Annotated in this window: 22 protein-coding genes; 11 read left to right on the forward strand and 11 right to left on the reverse strand. The window is 61.9% G+C overall.

The window, feature by feature from the left end; genetic code table 11:
• The first annotated feature begins 207 nt into the window (after window positions 1-207).
• Window positions 208-1,149, forward strand: coding sequence for a LysR family transcriptional regulator (locus HU811_RS13055; RefSeq protein ID WP_275944489.1), 942 nt, complete (start codon window positions 208-210; stop codon window positions 1,147-1,149).
• A 19-nt stretch (window positions 1,150-1,168) separates the two neighbouring features.
• On the opposite strand, the gene HU811_RS13060 is transcribed toward HU811_RS13055, so the two are convergent.
• Window positions 1,169-2,179, reverse strand: coding sequence for a GlxA family transcriptional regulator (locus HU811_RS13060; protein WP_186656276.1), 1,011 nt, complete (start codon window positions 2,177-2,179; stop codon window positions 1,169-1,171).
• A gap of 151 nt (window positions 2,180-2,330) precedes the next feature.
• Here HU811_RS13060 and HU811_RS13065 point away from each other — a divergent pair, with 151 nt between their 5' ends.
• The 4 genes from HU811_RS13065 (at window position 2,331) to HU811_RS13080 (ending at window position 7,062) form a co-directional block, all read left to right on the forward strand.
• Window positions 2,331-3,323 carry a helix-turn-helix domain-containing protein gene (locus HU811_RS13065; protein ID WP_186656244.1) on the forward strand — a complete coding sequence of 331 codons (993 nt, stop codon included), beginning with the start codon at window positions 2,331-2,333 and terminating at the stop codon, window positions 3,321-3,323.
• Window positions 3,324-3,393: 70 nt separating this feature from the next.
• A complete protein-coding gene (locus HU811_RS13070) occupies window positions 3,394-4,326 on the forward strand; it encodes a SphA family protein (RefSeq protein WP_092453389.1) in 933 nt (310 codons plus the stop codon).
• Between the two features lie 11 nt (window positions 4,327-4,337).
• Complete coding sequence (locus HU811_RS13075; protein WP_092398051.1) at window positions 4,338-5,588, forward strand: MFS transporter; 1,251 nt, start codon at window positions 4,338-4,340, stop codon at window positions 5,586-5,588.
• Between the two features lie 16 nt (window positions 5,589-5,604).
• Window positions 5,605-7,062, forward strand: coding sequence for an amidase (locus HU811_RS13080; protein WP_186656246.1), 1,458 nt, complete (start codon window positions 5,605-5,607; stop codon window positions 7,060-7,062).
• 64 nt (window positions 7,063-7,126) lie between these two features.
• Here the strand turns inward: HU811_RS13080 and HU811_RS13085 are convergent, their stop codons facing one another.
• Window positions 7,127-7,561, reverse strand: a complete 435-nt coding sequence (locus HU811_RS13085; protein WP_092398055.1) for an Rrf2 family transcriptional regulator — start codon at window positions 7,559-7,561, stop codon at window positions 7,127-7,129.
• A 147-nt stretch (window positions 7,562-7,708) separates the two neighbouring features.
• Between HU811_RS13085 and HU811_RS13090 the strand changes: the two genes are divergently transcribed.
• On the forward strand, window positions 7,709-8,602 hold the full coding sequence (locus HU811_RS13090) for an NAD(P)/FAD-dependent oxidoreductase (RefSeq protein ID WP_186656248.1): 894 nt from the start codon (window positions 7,709-7,711) through the stop codon (window positions 8,600-8,602).
• Window positions 8,603-8,624: 22 nt separating this feature from the next.
• On the opposite strand, the gene HU811_RS13095 is transcribed toward HU811_RS13090, so the two are convergent.
• The 3 genes from HU811_RS13095 to HU811_RS13105 are packed head-to-tail and all read right to left on the reverse strand — an operon-like array spanning window position 8,625 to window position 11,652.
• The gene (locus HU811_RS13095; RefSeq protein WP_186656250.1) at window positions 8,625-9,932 is read right to left on the reverse strand and encodes a CitMHS family transporter; all 1,308 of its coding nucleotides are present in this window, start codon (window positions 9,930-9,932) and stop codon (window positions 8,625-8,627) included.
• 50 nt (window positions 9,933-9,982) lie between these two features.
• Complete coding sequence (locus HU811_RS13100; RefSeq protein WP_186656253.1) at window positions 9,983-10,306, reverse strand: AtuA-related protein; 324 nt, start codon at window positions 10,304-10,306, stop codon at window positions 9,983-9,985.
• Complete coding sequence (locus HU811_RS13105) at window positions 10,306-11,652, reverse strand: acyclic terpene utilization AtuA family protein (RefSeq protein ID WP_186656256.1); 1,347 nt, start codon at window positions 11,650-11,652, stop codon at window positions 10,306-10,308. Before HU811_RS13105 ends, HU811_RS13100 begins: the two co-directional genes overlap by 1 nt.
• A 101-nt stretch (window positions 11,653-11,753) precedes the next feature.
• Here HU811_RS13105 and HU811_RS13110 point away from each other — a divergent pair, with 101 nt between their 5' ends.
• On the forward strand, window positions 11,754-12,632 hold the full coding sequence (locus tag HU811_RS13110; RefSeq protein ID WP_186656258.1) for a LysR family transcriptional regulator: 879 nt from the start codon (window positions 11,754-11,756) through the stop codon (window positions 12,630-12,632).
• 45 nt (window positions 12,633-12,677) lie between these two features.
• Here HU811_RS13110 and HU811_RS13115 read toward each other — a convergent pair whose 3' ends face one another.
• Together HU811_RS13115 and HU811_RS13120 are read right to left on the reverse strand one after the other, a co-directional pair.
• Window positions 12,678-13,529, reverse strand: coding sequence for a CAP domain-containing protein (locus HU811_RS13115; protein ID WP_092398067.1), 852 nt, complete (start codon window positions 13,527-13,529; stop codon window positions 12,678-12,680).
• A 194-nt stretch (window positions 13,530-13,723) separates the two neighbouring features.
• Window positions 13,724-14,497, reverse strand: coding sequence for an L-iditol 2-dehydrogenase (locus tag HU811_RS13120; RefSeq protein WP_092398069.1), 774 nt, complete (start codon window positions 14,495-14,497; stop codon window positions 13,724-13,726).
• A gap of 240 nt (window positions 14,498-14,737) precedes the next feature.
• On the opposite strand from HU811_RS13120, the gene HU811_RS13125 reads away from it, so the two are divergent.
• Window positions 14,738-15,634 (forward strand): AraC family transcriptional regulator, encoded by an 897-nt coding sequence (locus HU811_RS13125; RefSeq protein WP_186656260.1) that lies wholly within the window; start codon window positions 14,738-14,740, stop codon window positions 15,632-15,634.
• Here HU811_RS13125 and HU811_RS13130 read toward each other — a convergent pair.
• Entirely contained in the window at window positions 15,624-17,258 is a 1,635-nt protein-coding gene (locus HU811_RS13130; protein ID WP_186656262.1) for a methyl-accepting chemotaxis protein, read from the reverse strand. The genes HU811_RS13125 and HU811_RS13130 overlap by 11 nt on opposite strands.
• A 268-nt stretch (window positions 17,259-17,526) precedes the next feature.
• Here HU811_RS13130 and HU811_RS13135 point away from each other — a divergent pair, with 268 nt between their 5' ends.
• Both HU811_RS13135 and HU811_RS13140 read left to right on the forward strand, forming a co-directional pair.
• Window positions 17,527-18,357, forward strand: coding sequence for an undecaprenyl-diphosphate phosphatase (locus HU811_RS13135; RefSeq protein ID WP_186656264.1), 831 nt, complete (start codon window positions 17,527-17,529; stop codon window positions 18,355-18,357).
• Entirely contained in the window at window positions 18,354-18,764 is a 411-nt protein-coding gene (locus HU811_RS13140) for a DUF1294 domain-containing protein (RefSeq protein ID WP_186656266.1), read from the forward strand. Before HU811_RS13135 ends, HU811_RS13140 begins: the two co-directional genes overlap by 4 nt.
• 3 nt (window positions 18,765-18,767) lie before the next feature.
• Here the strand turns inward: HU811_RS13140 and HU811_RS13145 are convergent, their stop codons facing one another.
• Both HU811_RS13145 and HU811_RS13150 read right to left on the reverse strand, forming a co-directional pair.
• Window positions 18,768-19,121, reverse strand: coding sequence for an MmcQ/YjbR family DNA-binding protein (locus HU811_RS13145; RefSeq protein ID WP_092398079.1), 354 nt, complete (start codon window positions 19,119-19,121; stop codon window positions 18,768-18,770).
• The gene (locus HU811_RS13150) at window positions 19,118-20,026 is read right to left on the reverse strand and encodes a LysR substrate-binding domain-containing protein (protein WP_186656268.1); all 909 of its coding nucleotides are present in this window, start codon (window positions 20,024-20,026) and stop codon (window positions 19,118-19,120) included. Before HU811_RS13150 ends, HU811_RS13145 begins: the two co-directional genes overlap by 4 nt.
• Before the next feature lie 129 nt (window positions 20,027-20,155).
• On the opposite strand from HU811_RS13150, the gene HU811_RS13155 reads away from it, so the two are divergent.
• Window positions 20,156-20,764 (forward strand): FMN-dependent NADH-azoreductase, encoded by a 609-nt coding sequence (locus tag HU811_RS13155; protein WP_186656270.1) that lies wholly within the window; start codon window positions 20,156-20,158, stop codon window positions 20,762-20,764.
• A gap of 60 nt (window positions 20,765-20,824) precedes the next feature.
• On the opposite strand, the gene HU811_RS13160 is transcribed toward HU811_RS13155, so the two are convergent.
• The gene (locus HU811_RS13160; RefSeq protein ID WP_092398085.1) at window positions 20,825-22,018 is read right to left on the reverse strand and encodes an MFS transporter; all 1,194 of its coding nucleotides are present in this window, start codon (window positions 22,016-22,018) and stop codon (window positions 20,825-20,827) included.
• Between the last annotated feature and the right edge of the window lie 125 nt (window positions 22,019-22,143).

Consider the following 22,143-nt stretch of genomic DNA (forward strand, 5'->3'; position numbering starts at 1 on the left):
CCACAAAGGCGGTGTTCGCCAGGGGGGGATATACCGAAGTATCGATGATGTTGCCAAAAGGGTGGGCTGAGTGTCCCCACGTACGACAGACACGGGTCCGGTAGGGGAATAGTCTCGTAACACCCCTTCGCCGCGGTGTCTTGATGATGGCGCAGGTGATGAACTTCTCTACCCTGACTCAATGGCCTGGCGCCTGAGGCGACGACTATGATGAACAGAAATGACCTGCGTCGTGCTGACATCAATCTGCTGGTTGTCTTCGAAACCATGATGCATGAGCAAAATGTCACGCGCGTCAGCGAAAAGCTGTTTCTCGGACAGCCAACCATAAGCAACGCTCTGGCGCGCTTGCGGGTGATGTTCGATGACCCCTTGTTCATTCGGTCCGGGCGACTGATGGAACCGACCTTCAGAGCGCGGGAGATTTTTTCTAATCTTTCTCCGGCGCTGGACTCTATCGCCGCAGCTTTGAGCCGCTGCCAGACATTCGAACCGGGCACCAGTGAGGCCACTTTCCATGTCGGGCTCTGCGACGACGTCGAATATGCGTTATTGCCGGACCTGCTGCGACGGCTGCGAGGCGAGGCGCCGGGCATGACGCTGGTGGTGCGCCGGACCGATCAATGGCAGATGTCGCAGCTCTTGGCCAGCGGAGAGATTTCCTTGGGGATCAGCCCGACCCTGGAGCTGCCGGCGAACGCCCGGCGCAAGATGCTACGTGCGGTCCGGCCGATGCTGTTGCGGGCCGATTCTCACCCCGACAAGCTAACCCTGGACCAATTCTGCTGTCGGCCCCATGCCGTGGTGTCGTCCATGGGCAATGTCATTGACGATTCGGACCGAGCGTTATGCCAGATGGGCCGACAGCGTCGGGTGGTGCTGACGGTGCCGCAGTTCAGCGCCTTGCCGGTGTTACTGGCGCAAAGTGACATGATCGCCATCGTGCCGGATTATGTCGCCCGAGCGATGACGATGGCGCCAGGTTTACGGACCGAACCGGCCCCGATTCGCTTGCCTGAGCACGAACTGTCCATGGTCTGGCGCGCAGCCTCCCACAATGATCCGGCTGAACGTTGGTTACGCTCTCGCTGCAGCGCGCTCTTGGCCGAGCAGGCCGATCCGCAGGCGTCATCCAGAAAAGTCGCCTGACAGCAGGGGGCTGGCGCCGTCAGCGGGAAAACCGGTTGCGGTACTCCCGGGGGGAAATCGAGAGATGGCGCTGAAAGGTGTGGCGCATCCGCTCCTCGTCACCGAAACCGCACGAGCGCGCAATCTGGTCGATGTTGCGCTGGGAGTCTTCCAGCAGCCGTCGTGCGGCTTCCAGGCGGAACATCTCGACCGCTTTGGCCGGGGTTCGTCCAGTCTGGCGTTTGTAGACCCGGGCAAAATTGCGCGGGCTCATCCGCGCCTGCCGGGCCAGCCGCTCGATGGTCAGGTCATCGTCGGCCAGATGGTCGGCAATCCATAGGTGCAATGCCTCGAACCCGGCGCTGTCCTGCATCTGTGATTGCAACAACTGGCTGAACTGCGCCTGCCCACCGGGCCGCTTGAGAAATACCACCAGTTCCCGGGCCACCTGCAAGGCCACGTCGCGACCGCAATCGGCTTCGACCAAGGCCAGTGCCATATCAATACCGGCACTGACGCCCGCCGAGGTCCATACGCTGTCCTGCTGGACGAAAATCGCGTCCAGGTCCACTTCGATCAACGGAAACCCCGTCTTGAGCATCTCGCACATGGCCCAGTGTGTGGCGGCCCGTCGTCCGTTCAACAACCCTGCCTGAGCCAGCAGAAACGTTCCGCTGCACACCGACGCGGTGCGCCTGGCCTTGACTGCAGCCTTTTGCAGCCACTGCACCAGATCGACGCAGTCGATCATCGCCTGCCGTATGTCCGGTGCGCCGGGGACGATCAGCGTATCGATGAGCGTCCCGTCGAGCTCATGCAGGGCACGGGTATCCACGACCAAGCCTTCGGCGCTTTGCATCAATCCGCCTGCCAGGCTGGCGGTGTGCATGGCGTAGCCGGGCAGGCCGCGTTCGGTCATGGCCTTGGTGGCGGCCCAGAACACCGTTTGGGCGCCGGTCAGGTCCAGCAAGCCCATCTGCGGATAGGCCAGGAATACCAGGGTGCGCGGTTGGGAAATGGACTCGGCGGCGAGGCCGACATCCAGGGTCATCTCGTTCATGATCGTTTCGCGCTGGGTGTTTGTCAGGGCCGGTGAAAGAGTCTATCCGTTTTCGGCACAATTGAACGAATGGCCTACCCAGCGGAATGGAACTTGCCTGAGCTTTGATCCATAAGCCCTGGAATCATCAAAGGTCGGGTCAATGAACAATGACAACATGGCGCAGCCAGCGGTCTCGTCGGAGGGACTGCCGATGCAACCGATCAATCGGTTCCGCACCACAGACATCGACGAGCACGCCCGGAACATGGGCGGCTGGCAGGTTAGCTACGACCAGTTGACCCCCGGGCGCTTCGACGGCGAGTTGATCGAGTTCCGCTCCGAGTGGATGCAACTGGTGCGTGACCGCTCTAATCAGGCCCTGACCAAGCAAGGCACGGCCTGGGAGGGCGCCATCACCTTCAGCGTGCCGCTGAGTGCGGACGGGCCGGTCTTTTGTTCCGGGCACCCGATTGTCGAGCCCAGCCTGTTGGTGGCCCGTGGGCATAACCTGCCCGAGCTGCGCACACCCCAGCATCTGGATCTGCTCGGTGTCGCCATCGACGAGCAGGCGTTGGAGCATGTGCTGGAACGTCAAGGCAGCCGCTTTCGAATTACCGATCTTCCCAAGTGTTACCGTCTGGGCAACTCGACGCTGCCCGCCGAGCTTGCGGCGTTATTCGATGAGCTTGAAGGGGGCGAGCAGGGGCGTGAGTCATTGCTCGGTTACGAGTCGATTCGTCGTGGCCTGCGTGACACGGTGATGCTGCACATACTGGAATTGGTGGCACCGGACGACGCGCCGCCGCTCAACCCCACGGCGCGCAAGCGCATGGTCGACCGCGCCCGGGAGTACGCCTTGGCCCATGTCGATGAGCCGCTGTCGATCCTTGACCTGTGCAACCACATCGGTGCCAGCCGACGCAAACTGCAGTATTGCTTCCAGGAAACCCTGGGTATTAATCCCGTGGCCTATTTGCGGGCGTTGCGCCTCAATGCCGTGCGCCGTGAACTGCGTAACGGCGATCAGGCCCTGGGCGTCCAGGAGGTGGCGGCACGTTGGGGCTTCTGGCACTTGAGCCGCTTTTCCAGCGATTATCGGGTGCTGTTCGGTGAGACACCTTCCCAAACCCTGCGTCGCACGCATCTGTGCTGAAAACGGATAACGGCTGACCGGCCGGCTCCCTAGGATGACCCCCAACACCACAGGGTTGGAGGGGCATTCGATGAATCAAAATAAAAAAGCAAACGCCTGGCGCTGTACTTGGTTGACCTTGGGGCTGATCGGTATGGGGGGCGCTGCCCATGGCACCGAAAACGGTGCACCGACCACGGCGGTCGGGGTCTATGATTTCGGCGCGGGCATGATGCCGCCGGCCACGCCCTTTGGCACCGTCGGCCTGCGCACCGCGTTCTATTCGGCCAACGTGCAGAAGGACCGTCACGGCAAGTCCGTGAACAACAATTTCTCCCTGGATGTGCTGTCCATCGGCGTCGCCTATATGCGCATGACCGATTACACCGTGCTGGGCGCCAAATATGGCTTCGGCGCCGTCGTGCCGTTCTTCCAGATGGACGCTTCGGTACAGGTGCAGACGCCGATCGGTCCGCTGGACCTTGCGGCCGATCCGTTTCGCATGGCCGACATCCAGTTGTTGCCGGTGATCCTGCAGTGGACCCTCTCGCCCAACCTGTTCGTCAACACCCAGTTCCAGATCCAGGCACCGACCGGCGACTACGACAAGAATCGGCTGATTTCGCCGGGGCTCAACCACTGGACCTTTTCGCCGATCCTCAACGCCACTTACCTCTCCGACAGCGGTTTTGAAGTGTCTTCCAGTTTCGAAGTCGACATCAACACGCGCAACCCTGCCACTGACTACAAGAACGGCATTGAGTACCGCCATGAATTTGCGGTGGGCCAACACGTCGGGCCCTGGACCGTGGGCGTGGGCGGGTATTACTACCGCCAGTTCAGCGATGACGATGCGCCAGGACTGCAAGCGGGCAATCGCGCCCGGGTGATGGCTGTCGGGCCGGCGGTGAGCTACTTCAAGCCCGGTATGCCGCCGGTGTGGTTGCACGTCTACAAGGAGTTCGACGCGCGTAACCGTGCCGAGGGCTACACCACGGCGCTGCGCATTTCTCAAAGTTTCTGAAGGGACTCGCCATGAACCAACCAAGTAGCGTTTCAACGGCCCCGTTGCGTCAGGCAGGCCTGCGTCAGGGCTTGGTACTGATGCTGGGCAGCAGTTTGACCATTATGGGGTCGGTGATGGTTTCTCCCGTCCTGCCCCGCTTGGGTGCCGAATTCGGCCCCGTGGAACCCCGGGCCGATTTGCTGTTGCCGCTGGCGGTCACCGGGCCGGCCCTGGCAATCGCCCTGTGCGCACCCCTGGCCGGATGGTTGGCCGATCGCGTCGGGCGCAAGGCCTTGCTGGTGCTTGCCACGTTACTTTACGCCGTGCTCGGCGCCTTGCCGGCCATGCTCGATAGCCTGCCCGCCATCGTGGCGACGAGGCTGTTGTTCGGTTGTACCGAAGCGGCGGTCATGACCTGTTGCGCCACGTTGATTGCCGACTACTGGCACGACGAGGAGCGCTTGCGCTACGTCAATCGGCAGGTGGTGACCATCGGACTGGTGGGGGCGCTGTTCTTTGTGGTGGGCGGCGCGCTCGGGGAGCATTCGTGGCGCTTGCCGTTTCTGCTCTATCTCCTGCCGTTATTGCTGGTGCCGGTAATGATGAAGGTGCTGTGGGAGCCGCCGCTGGCGCGGCGCACCGTGACCGAGCAGCCAAACGGCGGGGCAGGGTTGGCCAAAGTGGCGGTGCTGCCGCTGGTGGTGGGCAACCTGATGATTTTTGGCGGCATGGTCCTGGCCTTCGTTTTACCGGTCCAGGCGCCGATGCTGTTGGTCAGCCTGGGCATTACCTCCAGCACCATGATCGGCATGGCAGCGGGGCTGAGCCTGTTGGCGACCCTGGTCGGTTCGCTGATGTGGCCAATGTTGCGCCGTCGCTTCGGCATCGCCGGTTGCAATGCGCTGCTGCTGGGGCTGGCGAGCCTTGGACTATGGCTGCTGACGCGCGCGCAAAGCTACAACGAGGTGCTGGTTTCAGTATTCATCCAGGGCCTGGGGTTCGGGTTGTTGGTGCCCAACGTGATGGCACCGGTGATGAACGCCCTGACCGCCAGCACCCGTGGTCGGGGGTTGGGCGGGTTCACGGCATTTCTCTATCTCGGTCAATTCGCCAGTCCTCTGGTGGTGGCGTGCGTGGGAGGATTCGCCGGCGATCTGCGCCAGTCCATCCAATGGTTAGCGTTCGCCAGCCTTGTCGTAGCACTCCTTTGGCTAATAACCGGTCTGCGCAGGCGTGGTCACGACCAGACCAGCCCTGTCGGCTCACGTCCATCGTCATGAATAAGGAATCCCAAACATGAGTATGCAAGACATCCACCAGTTGATGGATCGCGAAGACGCCATGGGGCTGGCCGAGTGGGTCAGGCGCGGCGAGGTCCGGCCTGGCGAATTGCTCGAGGTGGCCATCGAACGTCTCGAGCGGGTCGAGCCGCAACTCAATGCCGTGGCCGAGCGATTGTACGATTCGGCACGGGACGCGGCGCAAATGCCCCAAATGGGGCAGGGCCCGTTGGCCGGCGTGCCAACGTTGATCAAGGATCTGTTTTCGCCGGTCAACGGTGCGGCGATGACCAACGGCTCCCGCTCCCTGGGAAGCGCGCGGGCGGATTTCGAGGCGGAAGTCGTCACGCGTTTGCGGAGGGCAGGGTGCCAGTTGGTCGGCACCAGTACATCGCCGGAGTTCGGCACGTCGTACTCCACCGAGTCCGCACGGTTTGGCGCGACTCGCAACCCTTGGAACACCGATTACAGTGCCGGGGGCTCCAGCGGCGGTGCCGCGGCGTTGGTGGCGGCCCGGGTGGTGCCGTTCGCCCATGGCAACGATGGCGGCGGTTCGTTGCGGGTGCCGGCGTCCTGCTGCGGCGTGTTCGGCCTCAAGCCCAGCCGTGGCCTGTTGCCGTCGGGGCCGATTGTGGGGGAGGGCTGGGCGGGGATGGGCACGCCCCATGGGATCACCCTGTCGGTGCGTGACAGCGCGGCGTTGCTGGATGCGACCGCCGGGATGGACCTCGGCGCGCCCTATGCCGCCCCGATGCAGGCGCTGCCTTACGTGACAGCGGTGCAGCGCGATCCGAAACCGCTGCGCATCGCCCTGGTCGAGCAACTCGGCCCCTGGCCGACGTCGCCTGAAAGCTTGCGGGCGGTGGGCGAGGCAGCGCGATTGTGCGAATCCCTGGGGCATCGTGTCGAGCCGGTGAACCTGCCGGTGGTGTTGCCGGAATTTCTCGACCAGGTGTTCACCATCATTGGTGCAAGCACGCGCCACTATGTCGATTTGCTGGGTCAGATGCGCGGCCTCGCGGTCCAGGCCGAAGAGCTGGAAGTGCGCACCCGGATCATCCTGCGGGACAAGGGGAATGTGAGCGGCGCCCAATACGCGGCCGCCGTGGAATGGATACACACCCTGGGTCGGCAACTGGCGTCGTTCATGCAGGATTACGACCTGATCCTTACCCCCGTCTTGACCCGTGAGCCGGCACGGATCGGTGAGTTGGACATCCAGGACGTGTGCCTGAGTCTTGATCAATTGATCGAGCGCTACCACAGCTACTCGCCATTCACCGCGCTGTTCAATGCCAGCGGCCAGCCGGCGATGTCTGTGCCGTTGTCCTGGAGCAGCAACGGCCTGCCGATGGGCGCGCACTTCGCCGGTCGTTTTGGCGAAGAAAGCACCTTGCTGGCCCTGGCCGCGCAACTGGAACGCGCCCAGCCGTGGCGGGGCCGGCTGCCTGCGGTGAACGCCTGTCGTCGTTGAAGGCGGCGATGTTTCGATAAAGTGAAGCGGGCCGGTTTGCCTGATCAGGCCCGCTTCCCACCCCTCAGCCGTGCCCGTCCCGAAATCGCTGATCAAAATCTTCCGCCAGCTGCGCCAGGGTGATGCTGCCCAAACGCTTGAGCAGCAACGCCTGGGCCTCATCGAATGCATCCGTCAGCGCCGCATTCACTGCTTGTTCCACCAGGCACTGTGGGTGATCGGTGGACAGGCCGATGGCAAAAATCGACGTGCTGCCCAAGGCTTGATGGATGTCGAGCAGGGTCATTTCTGCCAAGGACTTGCTCAACGTCCAGCCGCCGCGATGGCCTTTTTCCGAGGTGACGTAGCCCTGTTCCTTGAGCAGCGCCATGGTCCGGCGCACCACCACAGGGTTAGTGCCGAGCATCTGCGCGAGGGTGTCGGAAGTGGCGGATTGCTGGTGACGATCCATGTGGATGAGCACATGAAGCATGCGGGACAGGCGCGTGTCGTTTCTCATGATGACGGCGTTGTTCGGTGGTTGAGACGGGGTTGAGTATCGCCTGTAATTGCAAAAGTTACGAGATCGTTGACAGGGGCTTTTCAAGGAACTTACGATGTGTCGAGACTTTGGCGGTCCTTCGAACACCACCCTTGGAGAAAGCTCATGGGCTACGACGTCATCATTACAGGCGGCAGTTACGCGGGTATGTCGGCAGGTTTGCAACTGGCACGGGCCCGGCGAAAGGTGCTGGTGATCGATGGGGGGCTACGCCGTAACCGGTTTGCCGCGACTTCCCATGGCTTTCTTGGACAGGATGGCCGCGCGCCCGCTGACATCGCCGAGGATGCCCGTGCCCAGCTCATGGCTTATCCGACGGTGGAGTGGCTGTCGGACACCGTCGTCCAAGCCCGCAAGGAGGAGGGCGGCTTCACCCTGGAAACCGCCCGTGGGCAGCATTTCCAAACCCAACGCCTGCTGCTGGCCACCGGAGTGGTCGATGAGTTGCCGGCGGTGCAAGGCCTGTCTGAGCGCTGGGGCAAAAGCGTTTTCCACTGTCCTTACTGCCACGGCTATGAGTTGGACCAAGGGGCGATCGGCGTACTGGCAACGTCGCCCATGTCGCTGCACCACGCCTTGATGCTTCCCGACTGGGGGCCGACGACGTTCTTTACCAATGGCGTATTCGAACCGGACCCGGAGCAACGGGCCAGCCTGGAACGACGCGGGGTGACGCTGGTGGCCGAACCGGTCGAACGCATTGAAGGCGAGCGGGCGAATGTGGTGCTGGAAGGGGGGCGCGTGGTCGCCATTGAGGGTCTGTTCGTCTTGCCCCGTACCCGCGTGGGCAGCGCCTTGGCCGCCTCTCTGGGGTGTGAGTTCGAAGATGGCCCGCTCGGCGCCTTCATCCAGACCGACATGACCGGTGAAACCAGCGTGCCGGGGGTGTTTGCCTGTGGTGATGCGGCCATGCCGTTCGGCTCGGTGGCACTGTCCGTGGGTGATGGCGTGCGGGCGGGATCGGGCGTGCACCGATCGTTGATCTTCGGCGCACACTGAAAACCCGCTCCCCGCCTGAAACCTAAACCTGAACCGCCCCGGTTGCCACGGCGAAGGCGAGCATCACCAGGCTGACGCCCCAGGCCCAGAAAAAGGTGTAGGCCATGTGTTTGCGCAACTCCACGCCGGACAACGCCAGGGCCAGGTACACGCTGGGCACCACCGGGCTGATGGAGAAACCGGTGTTTTCACCGATCAGCATGGCCCGGGCGACCGCTTCCAGGGGCACGCCCGCGGCGGCGGCCACGTCCCTGATCACTGGCAACAGGGCGAAATAGTAGGCGTCCGGCGAAAAGATCATCCCCAGGGGAACGCCAAAGAAACCGACGATCACATGCAGGTACTGAGCGGAGCCGGCCGGCAGAAAGTCGATCAGTGCCAAGGCCATGCCATCGGACATCTTTGCCCCGGACAGCACCCCCAGCAACACGGCGGCGGCCATCATCACCAGGACCATTTGCAGGGCGTCGGAGGCATGGGCCTTGAGGCGTTCGGCCTGGGCGTCCAGGGAAGGGAAGTTCAGCGGCAGGGCAATGCCCAATCCCACCATGAAACAGGCATAGAGTGGAAAAATACCGGTGAACAGACACGCCAGGATCGCGCCGGTCAGCGCCACGTTCAGCCAGTACCGCAGGTCGCGGGGCGAGAGGCCGAACTCGCGACCTTCGCTGGACAGGCTGTCCAGATCGACGCTGGCGGCCGCTCCCAAGGACATCGGCCGACGACGCTGGGCGCGCGAGCCCAGTACCGTCGCTACCAGCAACATGCAAACCAGGCCCACCAGTTGCACTGGCAGCAAGCCCAGCCAAAGCTCGGTGGCGTCCAGCCCGGAAACCGCGGCGGCCCGGGCCGTGGTGCCGCCCCAAGGCACCATGTTGATCACCCCGGCGGTGGTGCCCACCAGGCACAACAGCATGGCCGGGTTCATGTTCAGGCGCTTGTACAACGGCAACAGTGCCGGAATGGTCAGCAAAAATGTCGCGGCACCCACCCCGTCCAGATGCACCACCGACGTCACCAGCACCGTTACCACTGCCACGGCCAGCGGCTTGCCACCGGTGCTGCGGATCAGCAGGTTGACCAGCGGGTCGAACAGGCCGCGATCACGCATGATCCCGAAAAACAGAATGGCAAACAGAAACAGCGCGGCGGTGGGCGCCACGGTGATCAAACCGGCCTTGATGAACTCGCCAATTTGTCCGGGGTTGAAACCGGCCAGCAGGCAAGCGGCAACGGGGAGGGTGGTGAAGGCGACGACGGGGCTGATCCTGCGCAGCAAGATCAGCCCGATGATGACCAGCATCATCAAAAAACCCAACGTTGTAATCATGGTGCAGCCTCTCTTTTTATTGTTGTCGACGGTACGGGCGCGCGGGTCCTTCAGTCCTGTGGTCGGGGCAGGCGCAGTGACAGCAGCAGATAACTCAAACTCTTGCCATGGCGGTCCAGGCCGCAACTGAGGTTGACGCCGCCTTCCAGGGCGTCTTCGAGGACGAAATTCAGCGCATGCAGATTCGGTAGTTCATAGCGATGCACTTTGGACGGCTGGCGCGTGGCAAATTGTTCGGCGACTCGTTCGCAGGTCAGTTCACGCAGCAGCCATGGGTAGTGCGCCGGATCGAGGGGCAATACCGCAATGCTCAGGATGTTGCCTTTGTCTCCGGCACGAGCGTGGGCGAAGTCGGCGAGGGTGACCAGATTCATCAGTACCACTCCAGGGTCGTGTGGATTTCGCTGCGTGGCAGCAGGAAGCTGCGGGTGGTGACGGCTTCAGCGAGGTGCCGGCGAACGCCGCCACCGCCGGCCGGACCGTTGGTGTAAAGCGACTCCACCTCGGCCAACAGGGTCTGGACCATTGCCTGATCGGTATGGGTCAGGCCGACGCGCACACGCACATCGTCGAGGGCCGGCGCCAGGGCCAGTCTTTGTTGCAGATAGCGGCCACTGTGGTCATTGAACAGACTGGCGACACCCGACAAATCGATCCAGGGCTGTACGCCTGGCGCCAATCGGTCAAAACGTTGCAGCAGAATTTCTCGGGCCAGGGCGGCGCGGGCTACGGCACCGGGGCCGGCATAGGAAATTTCCGCCTCGCCGAACCATAGCCCGCGCACACCGGCCAAGCCTTTGAGCGTATCGGGGCGCGGATGGCCCAGCAGGCCGCTGACCTCAACGCGGTCATCACCCAGGTCGTGGACGCGGGCCTGCCCCAGGTCCAGTACCACATCCGGGGTCAGGTAACGGCGCGGATCATGCACCTCGTAAAGCAATTGTTCCTTGACCGTTTGCTCGCTGACGCGCCCCCCGCTGCCCTGGGTTTTGCCAATGATCAAACGCCCATCCTCATATATTTCGGCAATTGGGCAACCGAGGTTCGCCGGGGCCGGGATCTCTTTGATCCCAGGGTGGGCAAAGTACCCGCCGGTGACCTGGGTGCAGCATTCCAGCAAATGCCCGGTCGCCGTGGCGATGGCCATTTTCTGCCAGTCGTCGGCGGCCCAGCCCAGCCCGTGGCGAATCGCGCCCACCGCCAGCGAGGGATCGGCCACGCGCCCGCACAGTACGATGCCGGCACCTTCTTGCAGCGCCGTATGAATGCCGTCGGCCCCGGTGTAGACATTGACCGATACCACGTCAGCCAGATCCTGGGGCAGCCATTGCTCCAAACGCGGTGGGGTTTCTTCCAGCAGGTCATCGCCCAGTACGCAGGCAATTTTCAATGTCGGATAGCGTCCTGCCAGTGTTGCTCGCAGGCGCTGCGCGGCGGCTTTGGGATTGGCTGCGCCACCATTGGTAATGATAGGGATGCCGGCTTCTATACACACATCCAGCATCGGTTCGAGGAAATCGAACAGGCGCGAGGCGTATCCGGCTTGAGGATCTAGGCCCCTGCGCAGTTGCGCTTCGGCCAGCGTCCGTTCGGCCAGCAGCTCCAGCATGATGTAGCGCTGGCCGTTTCGTTGCGCCAGGTCCTGAGCCAGGCGCAAGGCGGCGTCCGGGCGATCATTGGCAAAACCGGCGCCGCATCCGACGAGAATTGTTTTGGTCATGTCCGTTTCCACTGATGGGATGGCCCATAGTGGCGGGCAGGGATTGTTCTGTGAATTTTAAAGGTAGAATCAATTGATCCATTATCTTTATAAGTGCGGCCATGAACGTTTCTTTCCGACAGCTTCGTGCCTTTATCCTGATTGCTGAAACCTCAAGCTTCACGCGCACCGCTGAACAGCTTCACCTGTCCCAGCCGGCCCTGAGCTACAGCATCCGCAAACTGGAAGAGACCATGGGTTTGCAGTTGCTGGCGCGTAACACCCGCAGTGTCGAGTTGACCCTGGCCGGCGAGCACTTCCTGCCCCAGGCCAGGCGCATGCTCAGGGACATGGACGATGCCGTACGCGACGCCCGCGACACTCTCAGCCTGAGTCGTGGCTCCCTGCGCCTGGCGGCCCTGCCCACGGCCGCCGCTTCGTTCCTGCCTGTGGTCATCGCTTCGTTCCAACGCAAACACCCGGGTGTAAGGGTGAGCGTACTGGATGGTCGGGCCGGGGAGATCATGGGCTGGGTGCAGCGCGGCGAGGTGGACGCGGGCATTACCTCGTTACCCGACGACCTGTCCGGGCTGAGCTTCGTGCGCCTGCTGGATGACAATCTGGTGTTGCTGACCCACAAGGATCATCAGCGCGACAGCCTGGACGATTGGAAGCGCAGGCCCTACATCGCCTTGACCCCCGACACCAGCATCCGGCCCTTGGCCGACGCGGCGTTACGCTACCTGAACGTCGAGCCTGAGCCGGCCTGGGAGGTGGCGCACATGAGCACCGCCACTGCGCTGGTACGCGAAGGGTTGGGGTTTTCCCTGCTGCCGGCCAGTTGCACGGCGGTGTTCAATATTGGTGAACAATGCGCGGTGATCGCCATTGACCAGCCCGGCAAGCGTTCGATCGGCCTGTTGCAACGCAAGCCAGTGGCTCAGTCGCCGTCGTTGAGCCAGTTCATGCAGCATTTGCGGCAGACGCTGCACCAGCAATGACAGTGCCATCGTCATCGCGAGCAGGCTCGCTCCCACAAGAATCTGCTACTGGGTCCCAAACATCGCTGTCCAATAAATCCCCGCATCACTTTTCGGGTCCACCGCATAGCCGGCGCCCAGTTCTTTGAACTGCGGATTCATCAGATTGGCGCAATGACCGGGGCTTGCCAGCCAGCCGTCCACCACTTTGAGGGCCGTATCCTGTCCGGCGGCGATATTCTCGCCGATCAATTGGCCGAGGTAACCGGCCAGTTCGGCGCGGTCGCCCGGCATACGGCTGTCGCGATCCTTGTGGTCAAAAAAGTTGTTGTTGGCCATGGCCCGGCTGTGGCTCACGGCGGCCAGGGCCAGCGTAGCGTTCCAGGCCAGGGGCGTGGTGGCCGTGAAGGCTTCGGTGCCGCAGCGGCGCGGTTGGGCACGAGCACTGTTGATCAGCTTCAGCAGCTTCTGGCCTTCGGCTTGCCAGTCTCCCAGGCGCGCCGACAACAACGGACGCGCCAACACGATGCGCCATTCGCGATCCAGGCGACTCACGCCGATGTCGACGAACTGTGGGTCCAGCACCACCTGGCAGAAGCTCTCCCGCACCGCCTTCATCGCAGCTTGCGCGTCCCGCGGCCCGGACAGGCTGATGGCCTGTACGTTGACCATCGGATAGGCCGTGCGGGCCAGCGCCTGCTGCAGGTCGCCAATGCCGTTGGCCGACAGGATCAGCCGCGAGTCCATGGCCAGCGGCGGCAGCTCCAGAGAGGCTTGATCCGCGCAGCTTTGCGACTGGCTGCGGTAAAGGTTGATGGACTCGACCAGTTGCGTCTCTTCGGTGGCCAGGACACTGGTGGCGAAGGCCAGGCCCAGCGACAGCCCGATAAGACGCATGACGGATGAAATGGCACGCATGTAAATCTCCCTTGAGCGGACGGCGCCTATGATGCGCAATTTTTGCCCGGCTGGGGCAACGGTATTCACGCTCTTTTGAAATCCCTTGCAACGGCACCGCTGGGCACCGTTTGGGACAATCCTCAAGTAGTGGGATCAATTTTCAGGCGAATAAGTCCATTTGCGTCGATTTAAGGCCAAAAACCGCCGAATTATCAGCTCATCCAGTTCCCGCCATCGACGTTATAGGTCTGCGCCACCACATACTCGCTCTCCGCCGAGGCCAGGAAAATCGCCATCCCCACCAGATCCTGTGCGGTGCCCATCCGGCCATAGGGCACTTGCGCACCCACCTGACGCTTTTTTTCTCCCGGGGGCAGGTTTTCATGATGGGCGAACAGCGCATCCACGCCGTCCCAGTGCTCTCCCTCCACCACCCCAGGGGCAATGGCGTTGACGTTGATTCGATGCTTGATCAAATCAAGCCCCGCGGACTGGGTCAGGCTGATCACCGCCGCCTTGGTGGCGCAATACACCGCCACCAGGGCTTCTCCACGCCGGCCGGCCTGGCTGGCCATGTTGATGATTTTGCCGCCATGACCCTGGCGGATCATCTGCCGGGCGGCGGCCTGCAGCGTGAAGAGGGTGCCGGCGACATTGATGCAAAACAGCCGTTCGTAGCTCTGGCGCGTAATCTCCACGATAGGCGCCAGGTCGAACAGCGCTGCGTTATTGACGAGGATATCGAGCTTGCCCGCCCGGGCCACGACCGCCTCAATGGCCTGGTCAATCGAAGCTTGTTCAGTGACGTCCATTTTGACCGCGTAGGCGCTGTCGCCCAGTTCGGCAGCGGTGGCCTGGGCCCGTCCAAGATCGATATCGGCAATCGCCACCGTAGCCCCTTCGTTGATATAGGCCTGGGCAAACGTCCTGCCAATACCGCGGGCAGCACCGGTGACCAGTGCACTTTTTCCTTCCAGTCGTTTCATGGGTTGTCCTGTCTTGAATGACAAAAATAAATAACAGGGGAGCGCGCCCTTGTGGCGCCGATTACAGCAGCGCCAATGGCGCCGGACAAACGCGGGCGGGATCATCGGCTGGTACTTTTTTAACGCCGTGATGTGTCCCTTGGCCGGGTTAAAAAAGTATCGGTGGACGATCAGGTCAGGGCTGGTGAACCGGTGCGCGCCGGGCGTAAGGTGCTGCCTACATCGACAGAGACGCGCGACATGCCTGATCACCCAACGCCCCTGTTCGAGCAGCCACCGGCCGAACTGGAAGTCATCCTGCCCGAGCCCGAGCACAGTTTTCGCTGGTACGAGCACGACTATCCGTATCCGATGGCGCGCTGGAACCACCATCCCGAATTCGAGATCCATCTCATTCGTCGGGGCAGCGGTAAATTGCTGGCGGGCGATTATATTGGCCCATTCGGGCCCGGCCATGTGGCGATGATCGGCCCGGGTTTGCCCCACGACTGGATGGGCGACCTGGCCCCGGGCGAGCACTTGGCTGGAAGGGATGTGGTGCTGCAATTCGATGGCGCAACGCTGTTGAGTCTGCGCCGGACGCTACCTGAACTTGGGGATTTACAGCCGTTGTTCGAAAGGGCACGACGAGGTCTGGTCTTCAGCGGCGACACCGCCGTGAACGCCGCAAGGCTGTTGGAGAGCATCGGCCCGGCCCAGGGGCTCGGGCGGCTGGCAGTGTTTCTCCAACTGCTCAACACACTCCATCTCGCCCCGCAGGACCAGGCCCAGTGCCTGGCCAGCCCGTGTTATGCACCCAGCCTGGATGCCCGCAGCTCCGAACGCATCCACAAGGCCTTCGAGTACCTGCAGACTGAACTCACGGGTGACCTGCGCCTGTCGGTGATTGCCCGGCAACTGGACATGAGCGAGCCCGGTTTTTCGCGTTTCTTCAAACGCATCACCGGACACGGTTTCATTGACCTGATGCGCAAGCTCCGAATCCAACGAGCCTGCCGGTTGCTGTTGCACAGTGAAATGCCAGTGACCGATATCTGTTTTGAGGTGGGTTACAACAACCTGTCCAACTTCAATCGGCACTTCCGCATCGAGATGCACCAGACACCCAGCGAATATCGCGCAGGCGCTAGACTCTGAATTGCTTCAGCAACCCGTTCAACTGCTCACTCAGCGACTTGAGGCGGGTACTCGCCAGGCTCGACTGTTCGGCCGCCATGGCGGTGCTGTGGGACAGCCCCGCGGCCTGGGTGACGTTTTGGTTGATGTCTTCCACCACATGGGCCTGTTGCAGCGTGGCACTGGCGATGGAGGCGTTCAAGCTGTTGAGGTTGCGCAGGGCCTGACCGATGGCGTTGAGACTGGCACCTGCCAGCCCGGCTTGCTCAATGGTCAATTGCGAAGCACGGCTGCTGTCGCTGATGACTTTCACCGCCGCTTCGGAATGGTTCTGCAAGCGTTCGATCATCGCCTGGATCTCGGCGGTGGACTTCTGCGTACGCTGGGCCAACAGCCGCACTTCATCGGCCACCACGGCAAATCCTCGACCTTGTTCACCGGCGCGGGCCGCTTCGATCGCGGCGTTGAGGGCCAGCAGGTTGGTCTGCTCGGCAATGGAGCGGATCACCTCCAGCACGCTGCCGATCTGGGTGCTTTCGCTGGCCAGGGTGCGGATCACTTCCACCGCCTGATCAATGGTCTGGGACAGTCGGTCAATCTGCTGCAGGCTGCCGTCGATGTTGACCTGGCCTTGCTGGGCCTGGGATTCGGCGTCGCGCATTTCGCTGGCGGCGTGTTCGGCGTTCTTGGCGACATCTTGCACGCCGTAGGTCACTTCGTTGATTGCAGTGGCCACCAGTTCCATCTGTTGCGATTGCTGCTGGCTGCGTTCCTGGGCCTGGGCGGCGTCGTTACCCAGTTCGTTGGACGATTGCCCCAGGGCCTGGGCTGAGTCCTGCAATTGGCTGACGACTTCGCGCAGTTTGGCGGTAAAGGCATTGAAATGCCGGGCCAGTTGCGTCACTTCGTCCTGGCCGTGGGTGTCGAGGGTGCGAGTCAGGTCGCTTTCACCGCTGGCGATGTTGGCCATGGCATTGACCGTTTCCTGCAGTGGCCGAACGATGCTGCGCACGATCAGGGTCAGGAGCAAGCCCATGAGCAGGGTGATCGCCAGGCCGATCAGCGAAGCCTTGATCACTTGAGACTGGAATTCGGCCTGCACGTCATCCACGTACACACCTGAACCGATGATCCAGCCCCAAGGCTCGAACAGTTTGACGTAAGAGGTTTTCGCCACCGGCGCCTCAGCGCCCGGTTTCGGCCAGAGGTAATCCACCATGCCCGCGCCCTTGGCCTTGGCAATGGCGACCATCTCGTTGAACAGCGCAAAACCATTCGGGTCGCGAATCGCCGAGAGGTTCTGGCCTTCGAGTTTCGGGTTGGTCGGGTGCATGACCATCACAGGGGTCAGGTCATTGATCCAGAAGTAGTCATTCTGGTCATAGCGCAAGCCGCGCACCGCGCTAAGCGCCTGCTTCTGCGCGACCTCGCGAGTCAGGGTGCCAGCCGTTTCCAGACCATGGTAGTAGTTCAGCACACCACTGGCAGTCTGGACCACATGCTGGGTTTTCTGCACCTTGGCCTGATACAGGTCGGTGTGGATCTGCTTAAGCATGAACGCGCCCAGCGTGAACAACATCACGATGGACACGACCAAGATGAGCCACAAGCGTCGGCTGATCGACACACTGCGCAAGCTATTCATACGCTGTCACTCCGGTTTCTTATTCTTGTCATCTGACCGCCTGAATCCGGCGCGGGCAGGTAGGACCTGGTGCCCAGGAGCCATAACGCGGCAGCGTTATCAGGGCTTGTCTGATAGGATTTCGGCCCCGCGGCGCAAAACCTGAGCCTGTTCCGGTTTTTTCATTGGTTTTTTTGAGAAATCGCAGTCACCGTGCGCCTGCTGTTTACACCTGCATAACGCTTAAATTTTGATGAGACGTGCGCAAGCATAGTCTTTTGGGGGATGAATGGATTTGTGGACCGCCTTTCAGGCACTGATTCTTGGCGTGGTAGAAGGTTTGACGGAGTTCCTGCCGATCTCCAGCACGGGGCACCAGATCATTGTCGCGGACTTGCTCGAGTTCGGCGGGGAGCGCGCGATGGCGTTCAACATCATTATCCAGCTCGGGGCGATCCTGGCGGTGGTGTGGGAGTTTCGGCGCAAGATCTTCGACGTGGTACTGGGCTTGCGTACCCAGCCCAGCGCTCGCCGGTTTACGGCCAACCTGCTGATTGCCTTCATGCCCGCTGTGGTATTGGGCGTGTTGTTTGCAGACTTGATCCACGAATACCTGTTCAACCCGATCACGGTGGCCACGGCGTTGGTGCTGGGCGGTTTCGTGATGCTCTGGGCCGAGAAGCGCCAGCATACAGTGCACGCCGAAACGGTAGACGACATCACCTGGAAGGATGCACTGAAAGTCGGCTTCGCCCAGTGCCTTGCGATGATTCCCGGCACCTCCCGTTCAGGCTCGACCATCATCGGCGGCTTACTGTTCGGGCTGTCGCGCAAGACCGCAACCGAGTTTTCGTTCTTCCTGGCGATGCCAACCATGGTCGGCGCAGCAGTCTACTCAGGCTATAAATATCGCGAGCTGTTTGTGCCGGCGGATTTTCCGGTGTTCGCCATCGGCTTCGTCACCGCGTTCATTTTCGCCATGATCGCGGTCAGGGGCTTGTTGCTGTTCATCGCCAGCCACAGTTACGCAGTATTTGCCTGGTACCGGATCGCTTTCGGCCTGTTGATTCTGGCCACCTGGCAATTCGGTTGGGTGGACTGGACGGCGGCCCAGTCATGAGCCGCCCAGGCCGTGAGCCGGGCCCAGCAGTGCAGAGTTTGCGGCTCAAGCTCGTGGTATTTGCGCTGGTGTGCGCCTTGCCGCTGCTCGGGTCACTTTTGCTCGGGTTGCGCGCGGTGTCCTGGGTGCCCCTGACGGCCTACGGCCTCGTCAGCATGGTGGCGTTTCTGTTGTACTGGAGCGACAAGCGCAAGGCCCGCGCTGACGCCTGGCGCACCCCGGAAAACGTATTGCACGCCGTGGAGCTGGCCGGTGGCTGGCCCGGGGCGTTGCTGGCTCAACAAGTGTTTCGCCACAAGACCCGCAAGGTGTCGTTTCAGGTGGTGTTCTGGTTCATCGTGTTGCTGCATCAGGTGTTCTGGATCGACCAGTTATTCCTGGGCAGTCATCTGCTGATGCTGTTCTGAGCTTCACGACAGCAGCAAACCCACCTGGGTGCGCTTGGGCAGCTTGCTCACCACCAGTTGGTGGGAGCGCTGCAGCAGGCCACGCAGCTCATCGGCGCCCAGCGGGTAGGGCGTTTGCATGATGATCCACTGGGCCCGCGCCAGGTACGGCGCCGGGCCAATCCCGGGGCGGTCGCAATGCCCCAGGAACAGATCCTTGTCGACCTTGAATGCCAGTGATTCACCCCGCAGGTTCTGCAAGGCGAACATCTTGTTGCCGGCAATGGAAAATACCCGCACGCCGCCCCATTTGTAGTCTTCCCGGGCGCCAGGCAAACCCAGGCAAAACCGCGCGACATCCGCTTCGCTCAAGCTCATATTTTCCTATCCCCACAGCTTTCGAATGCGTCTACCAGATGGTCGATCCACGCGCGCACCGCTGGCAGCATGCCGCGTCGATGCGGGTAAACTGCCTGCAGCCAGCCGTCCGGCAGCGACCACTCGGGCAACAATTCCACCAGTGTGCCGTCCTGCAGTTCCTCCTCGCAATACATGCTCGGCAACAAGGTGAAACCCAGGCCGGCGAGGGCGCAGGCGCGGCGCACAATGAAGTCGTCGATGCCTAGTCGGGCTTCCAGGGCCAGTTCGACGGGCTCTGCGTTGGCCTTGAGCAGACGCAGGTGGACCAGGCGATCGGCGTCCAGCGCCCCGAGTATCGGCAGTTTCTTGAGATCCTCCGGGGTATTGATCTGCCGTCCTTCGACGAACGCCGGGCTGGCGACCATGATCAGCCGCGCCTGACGCAGACGTCGCGTCATCAGCAGCGGGTCTTCGTCCCCCAGATCGCGCACGCGCAATGCCACGTCGATGCCTTCGCTCACCAGGTCTACCCGCCGATTGACCAGCATCATTTCCAGCTGCACTTGAGGGAATTTTTCCAGGAAGCTGGCAATCACCCCGCCCAGCATCTGGTGAGCCAAGCCCACCGGACTGGAAACCCGCAGGCGTCCGCGCGGCTCAGTGGACATGCTCGCCACGGCTTCATCGGCCATCTCGGCTTCCAGCAGCATGGCTTGGCAATGGCGCAGATAACGCTCTCCCACGGCCGTGAGCTTCAACTGGCGGGTGGTACGTTGCAGCAATCGTGCGCCAAGGCGCTCTTCCAGTTCAGCGATACGCCGTGACAGCCGCGACTTGGGAATACCCAACAGGCGTCCGGCCGCGGCGAAACCATCGGCTTCGACCACTTTGGCGAAGTAGTACAGATCATTGAGGTCTTGCATATCGAGTTCTATTGTCCTGTCAGTGGAACGAACTATCGCATTAATACTGACTTATCGGCTATTGGCTTCATCGATAGGATTGTTCTCAATTGATCGCCTGGTCGCGATCCTCACTTGGAGAGCACTCATATGAAACTGTTGCACATCGACTCGAGCATCCTGGGCGACAATTCCGCGTCCCGCCAACTGAGCCGTGACGTGGTTGAGGCCTGGAAAGCTGCCGAAGCGGACGTCATCGTGACCTACCGCGACCTGGCGGCCGATGCCATCAGCCACTTTTCCGCCCAGACCCTGATCGCCGCCGGTACCAGCGCTGAACTACGTGACGCGGCCCAGAAGCACGAGACTGACCTCAGCGCCTCGACCATGGCCGAATTCCTGGCGGCGGACGCGGTGGTCATCGCAGCGCCGATGTATAACTTCACCATCCCGACTCAACTCAAGGCCTGGATCGACCGTATCGCCGTGGCCGGCCAAACCTTCCGCTACACCGAAGCCGGCCCCGAAGGCCTGTGTGGTGGCAAGAAACTGGTGATCGTTTCCACCTCAGGCGGCCTGCATGCTGGCCAGCCAAGCGGCGTGGCGCATGAGGAGTATCTGAAGCTACTGTTCGGCTTCCTCGGCATTACCGACATCGAGTTCGTTCGCGCCGAGGGCCTGGCTTACGGTGACGAGATGCGCAGCAAAGCCATCAGCGAAGCCAAGCTGCAGATCAGCGAGCAATTCGCCGCAGCTTAAAGACCGTGCAAAAAACACCAGGTCTGGGCGTACCGGCCTGGTTGGTTTGCAGAAGGTCGATCAATACGCGGCTTTTTCGGTACGCCGACGCAGCAGTAAAGTCAGCCCCAGTCCGATGATCGACAGCAGTGCCGCACTGAAAAAGATCGAGGAATATCCCAGATTCAACGCCACCGCGCCCATCAAGGGCCCGGCAATCGCCAGCGCCAGGTCGAAAAACACCGCGTAGGCGCTCAGTCCTGCGCCACGGCTGGTATTGGGTACTTGCTTGATGGCCTCCACACCCAACGCTGGATACACCAGCGACAGCCCGAAACCGGCCAGCCCCGCGCCGATCAGCGCGAACGCGGTAGAAGGTGCCAGCCACAGCAACACCAGCCCCAGGGTTTCTATACACATGCAGGCAATGGCCGTCCTGAAGCCTCCGAAGCGGGCGATGCTGGAAATGAACAACAGGCGCGCCAGGATGAAACAGATACCAAACACCGTCAGGCACCAGGCCGCACCCGTCCAGCCGCGACTGACATAAAACAACGTGATGAACGTGGTGAGCGTACCGTAGCCGATCGACGCCAGGCACAGGCTCGTTCCGAACGGTGCAATACGCCCGAACACCGCCCAAAAGGGCAGCCGCTCGCCGCGAATGACCGGCACCGACGGCTTGTTGCGTATCAACAGCAGCGCCGCGCCGGCCAGCAGCGACAATGCGATCCCCAGGCTGACAAAGCCCAGCTCACCCACCATCACCACCCCCAGCGGCGCGCCGATGGCAATGGCTCCATAGGATGCGATGCCGTTCCATGAAATTGAGCGGGCCGTGTGTTCGACACCCACCTGGCCCATGCACCAACTGATGGTGCCCACGCCGATCATTCCCTGAGCCACGCCGAGCAGCAAACGTCCGGCGATCAGGATCAACAGGCTCAGCAGTGGAAAGCTTTGCAGCAGCGTCGAGAGCAGCGTCAGCAAACCACTGAGGACGATCCCGTAAAGCCCATAAACGATCGCCCGCTTGGTGCCAATACTGTCCGACAGCCGCCCGGCCATGGGCCGACTGAGCAGCGTCGCCAGATACTGGGAGCCGATGGTCAGCCCGGCCACCACGGCACTGAAGCCCAACTGTTCGTGGACATAGCCCGGCAACACGGCAATCGGCAGGCCGATGCAGAGAAAGGCGATGAAGGTATAAAAAACGATGGAGATGATCTGCCAGGTGATCGACAGGGAGCTGGAGGCGGGTGGGTGTGTTGGCATGAGGCTCGTTCGCGGGCAGCGGTAAGAGGGCCTCATCATGGCGCGCGCCGGGAATAAAAGAAAGCAGGCTAACGGTTTGCCCGGCCGGTGAGGCGCGACGCTATCGCGAGCAGGCTCGCTCCCAC

Source organism: Pseudomonas tehranensis (assembly GCF_014268615.1).
GTDB lineage: Bacteria > Pseudomonadota > Gammaproteobacteria > Pseudomonadales > Pseudomonadaceae > Aquipseudomonas > Aquipseudomonas tehranensis.

Coding starts and splice junctions, on each gene's coding strand:
- HU811_RS13055 (WP_275944489.1), top strand. CDS start 208: ATGATGAACAGAAATGACCTGCGTCGTGCTGACATCAATCTGCTGGTT.
- HU811_RS13060 (WP_186656276.1), bottom strand. CDS start 2,179: ATGACCCTGGATGTCGGCCTCGCCGCCGAGTCCATTTCCCAACCGCGC.
- HU811_RS13065 (WP_186656244.1), top strand. CDS start 2,331: ATGAACAATGACAACATGGCGCAGCCAGCGGTCTCGTCGGAGGGACTG.
- HU811_RS13070 (WP_092453389.1), top strand. CDS start 3,394: ATGAATCAAAATAAAAAAGCAAACGCCTGGCGCTGTACTTGGTTGACC.
- HU811_RS13075 (WP_092398051.1), top strand. CDS start 4,338: ATGAACCAACCAAGTAGCGTTTCAACGGCCCCGTTGCGTCAGGCAGGC.
- HU811_RS13080 (WP_186656246.1), top strand. CDS start 5,605: ATGAGTATGCAAGACATCCACCAGTTGATGGATCGCGAAGACGCCATG.
- HU811_RS13085 (WP_092398055.1), bottom strand. CDS start 7,561: ATGAGAAACGACACGCGCCTGTCCCGCATGCTTCATGTGCTCATCCAC.
- HU811_RS13090 (WP_186656248.1), top strand. CDS start 7,709: ATGGGCTACGACGTCATCATTACAGGCGGCAGTTACGCGGGTATGTCG.
- HU811_RS13095 (WP_186656250.1), bottom strand. CDS start 9,932: ATGATTACAACGTTGGGTTTTTTGATGATGCTGGTCATCATCGGGCTG.
- HU811_RS13100 (WP_186656253.1), bottom strand. CDS start 10,306: ATGAATCTGGTCACCCTCGCCGACTTCGCCCACGCTCGTGCCGGAGAC.
- HU811_RS13105 (WP_186656256.1), bottom strand. CDS start 11,652: ATGACCAAAACAATTCTCGTCGGATGCGGCGCCGGTTTTGCCAATGAT.
- HU811_RS13110 (WP_186656258.1), top strand. CDS start 11,754: ATGAACGTTTCTTTCCGACAGCTTCGTGCCTTTATCCTGATTGCTGAA.
- HU811_RS13115 (WP_092398067.1), bottom strand. CDS start 13,529: ATGCGTGCCATTTCATCCGTCATGCGTCTTATCGGGCTGTCGCTGGGC.
- HU811_RS13120 (WP_092398069.1), bottom strand. CDS start 14,497: ATGAAACGACTGGAAGGAAAAAGTGCACTGGTCACCGGTGCTGCCCGC.
- HU811_RS13125 (WP_186656260.1), top strand. CDS start 14,738: ATGCCTGATCACCCAACGCCCCTGTTCGAGCAGCCACCGGCCGAACTG.
- HU811_RS13130 (WP_186656262.1), bottom strand. CDS start 17,258: ATGAATAGCTTGCGCAGTGTGTCGATCAGCCGACGCTTGTGGCTCATC.
- HU811_RS13135 (WP_186656264.1), top strand. CDS start 17,527: ATGGATTTGTGGACCGCCTTTCAGGCACTGATTCTTGGCGTGGTAGAA.
- HU811_RS13140 (WP_186656266.1), top strand. CDS start 18,354: ATGAGCCGCCCAGGCCGTGAGCCGGGCCCAGCAGTGCAGAGTTTGCGG.
- HU811_RS13145 (WP_092398079.1), bottom strand. CDS start 19,121: ATGAGCTTGAGCGAAGCGGATGTCGCGCGGTTTTGCCTGGGTTTGCCT.
- HU811_RS13150 (WP_186656268.1), bottom strand. CDS start 20,026: ATGCAAGACCTCAATGATCTGTACTACTTCGCCAAAGTGGTCGAAGCC.
- HU811_RS13155 (WP_186656270.1), top strand. CDS start 20,156: ATGAAACTGTTGCACATCGACTCGAGCATCCTGGGCGACAATTCCGCG.
- HU811_RS13160 (WP_092398085.1), bottom strand. CDS start 22,018: ATGCCAACACACCCACCCGCCTCCAGCTCCCTGTCGATCACCTGGCAG.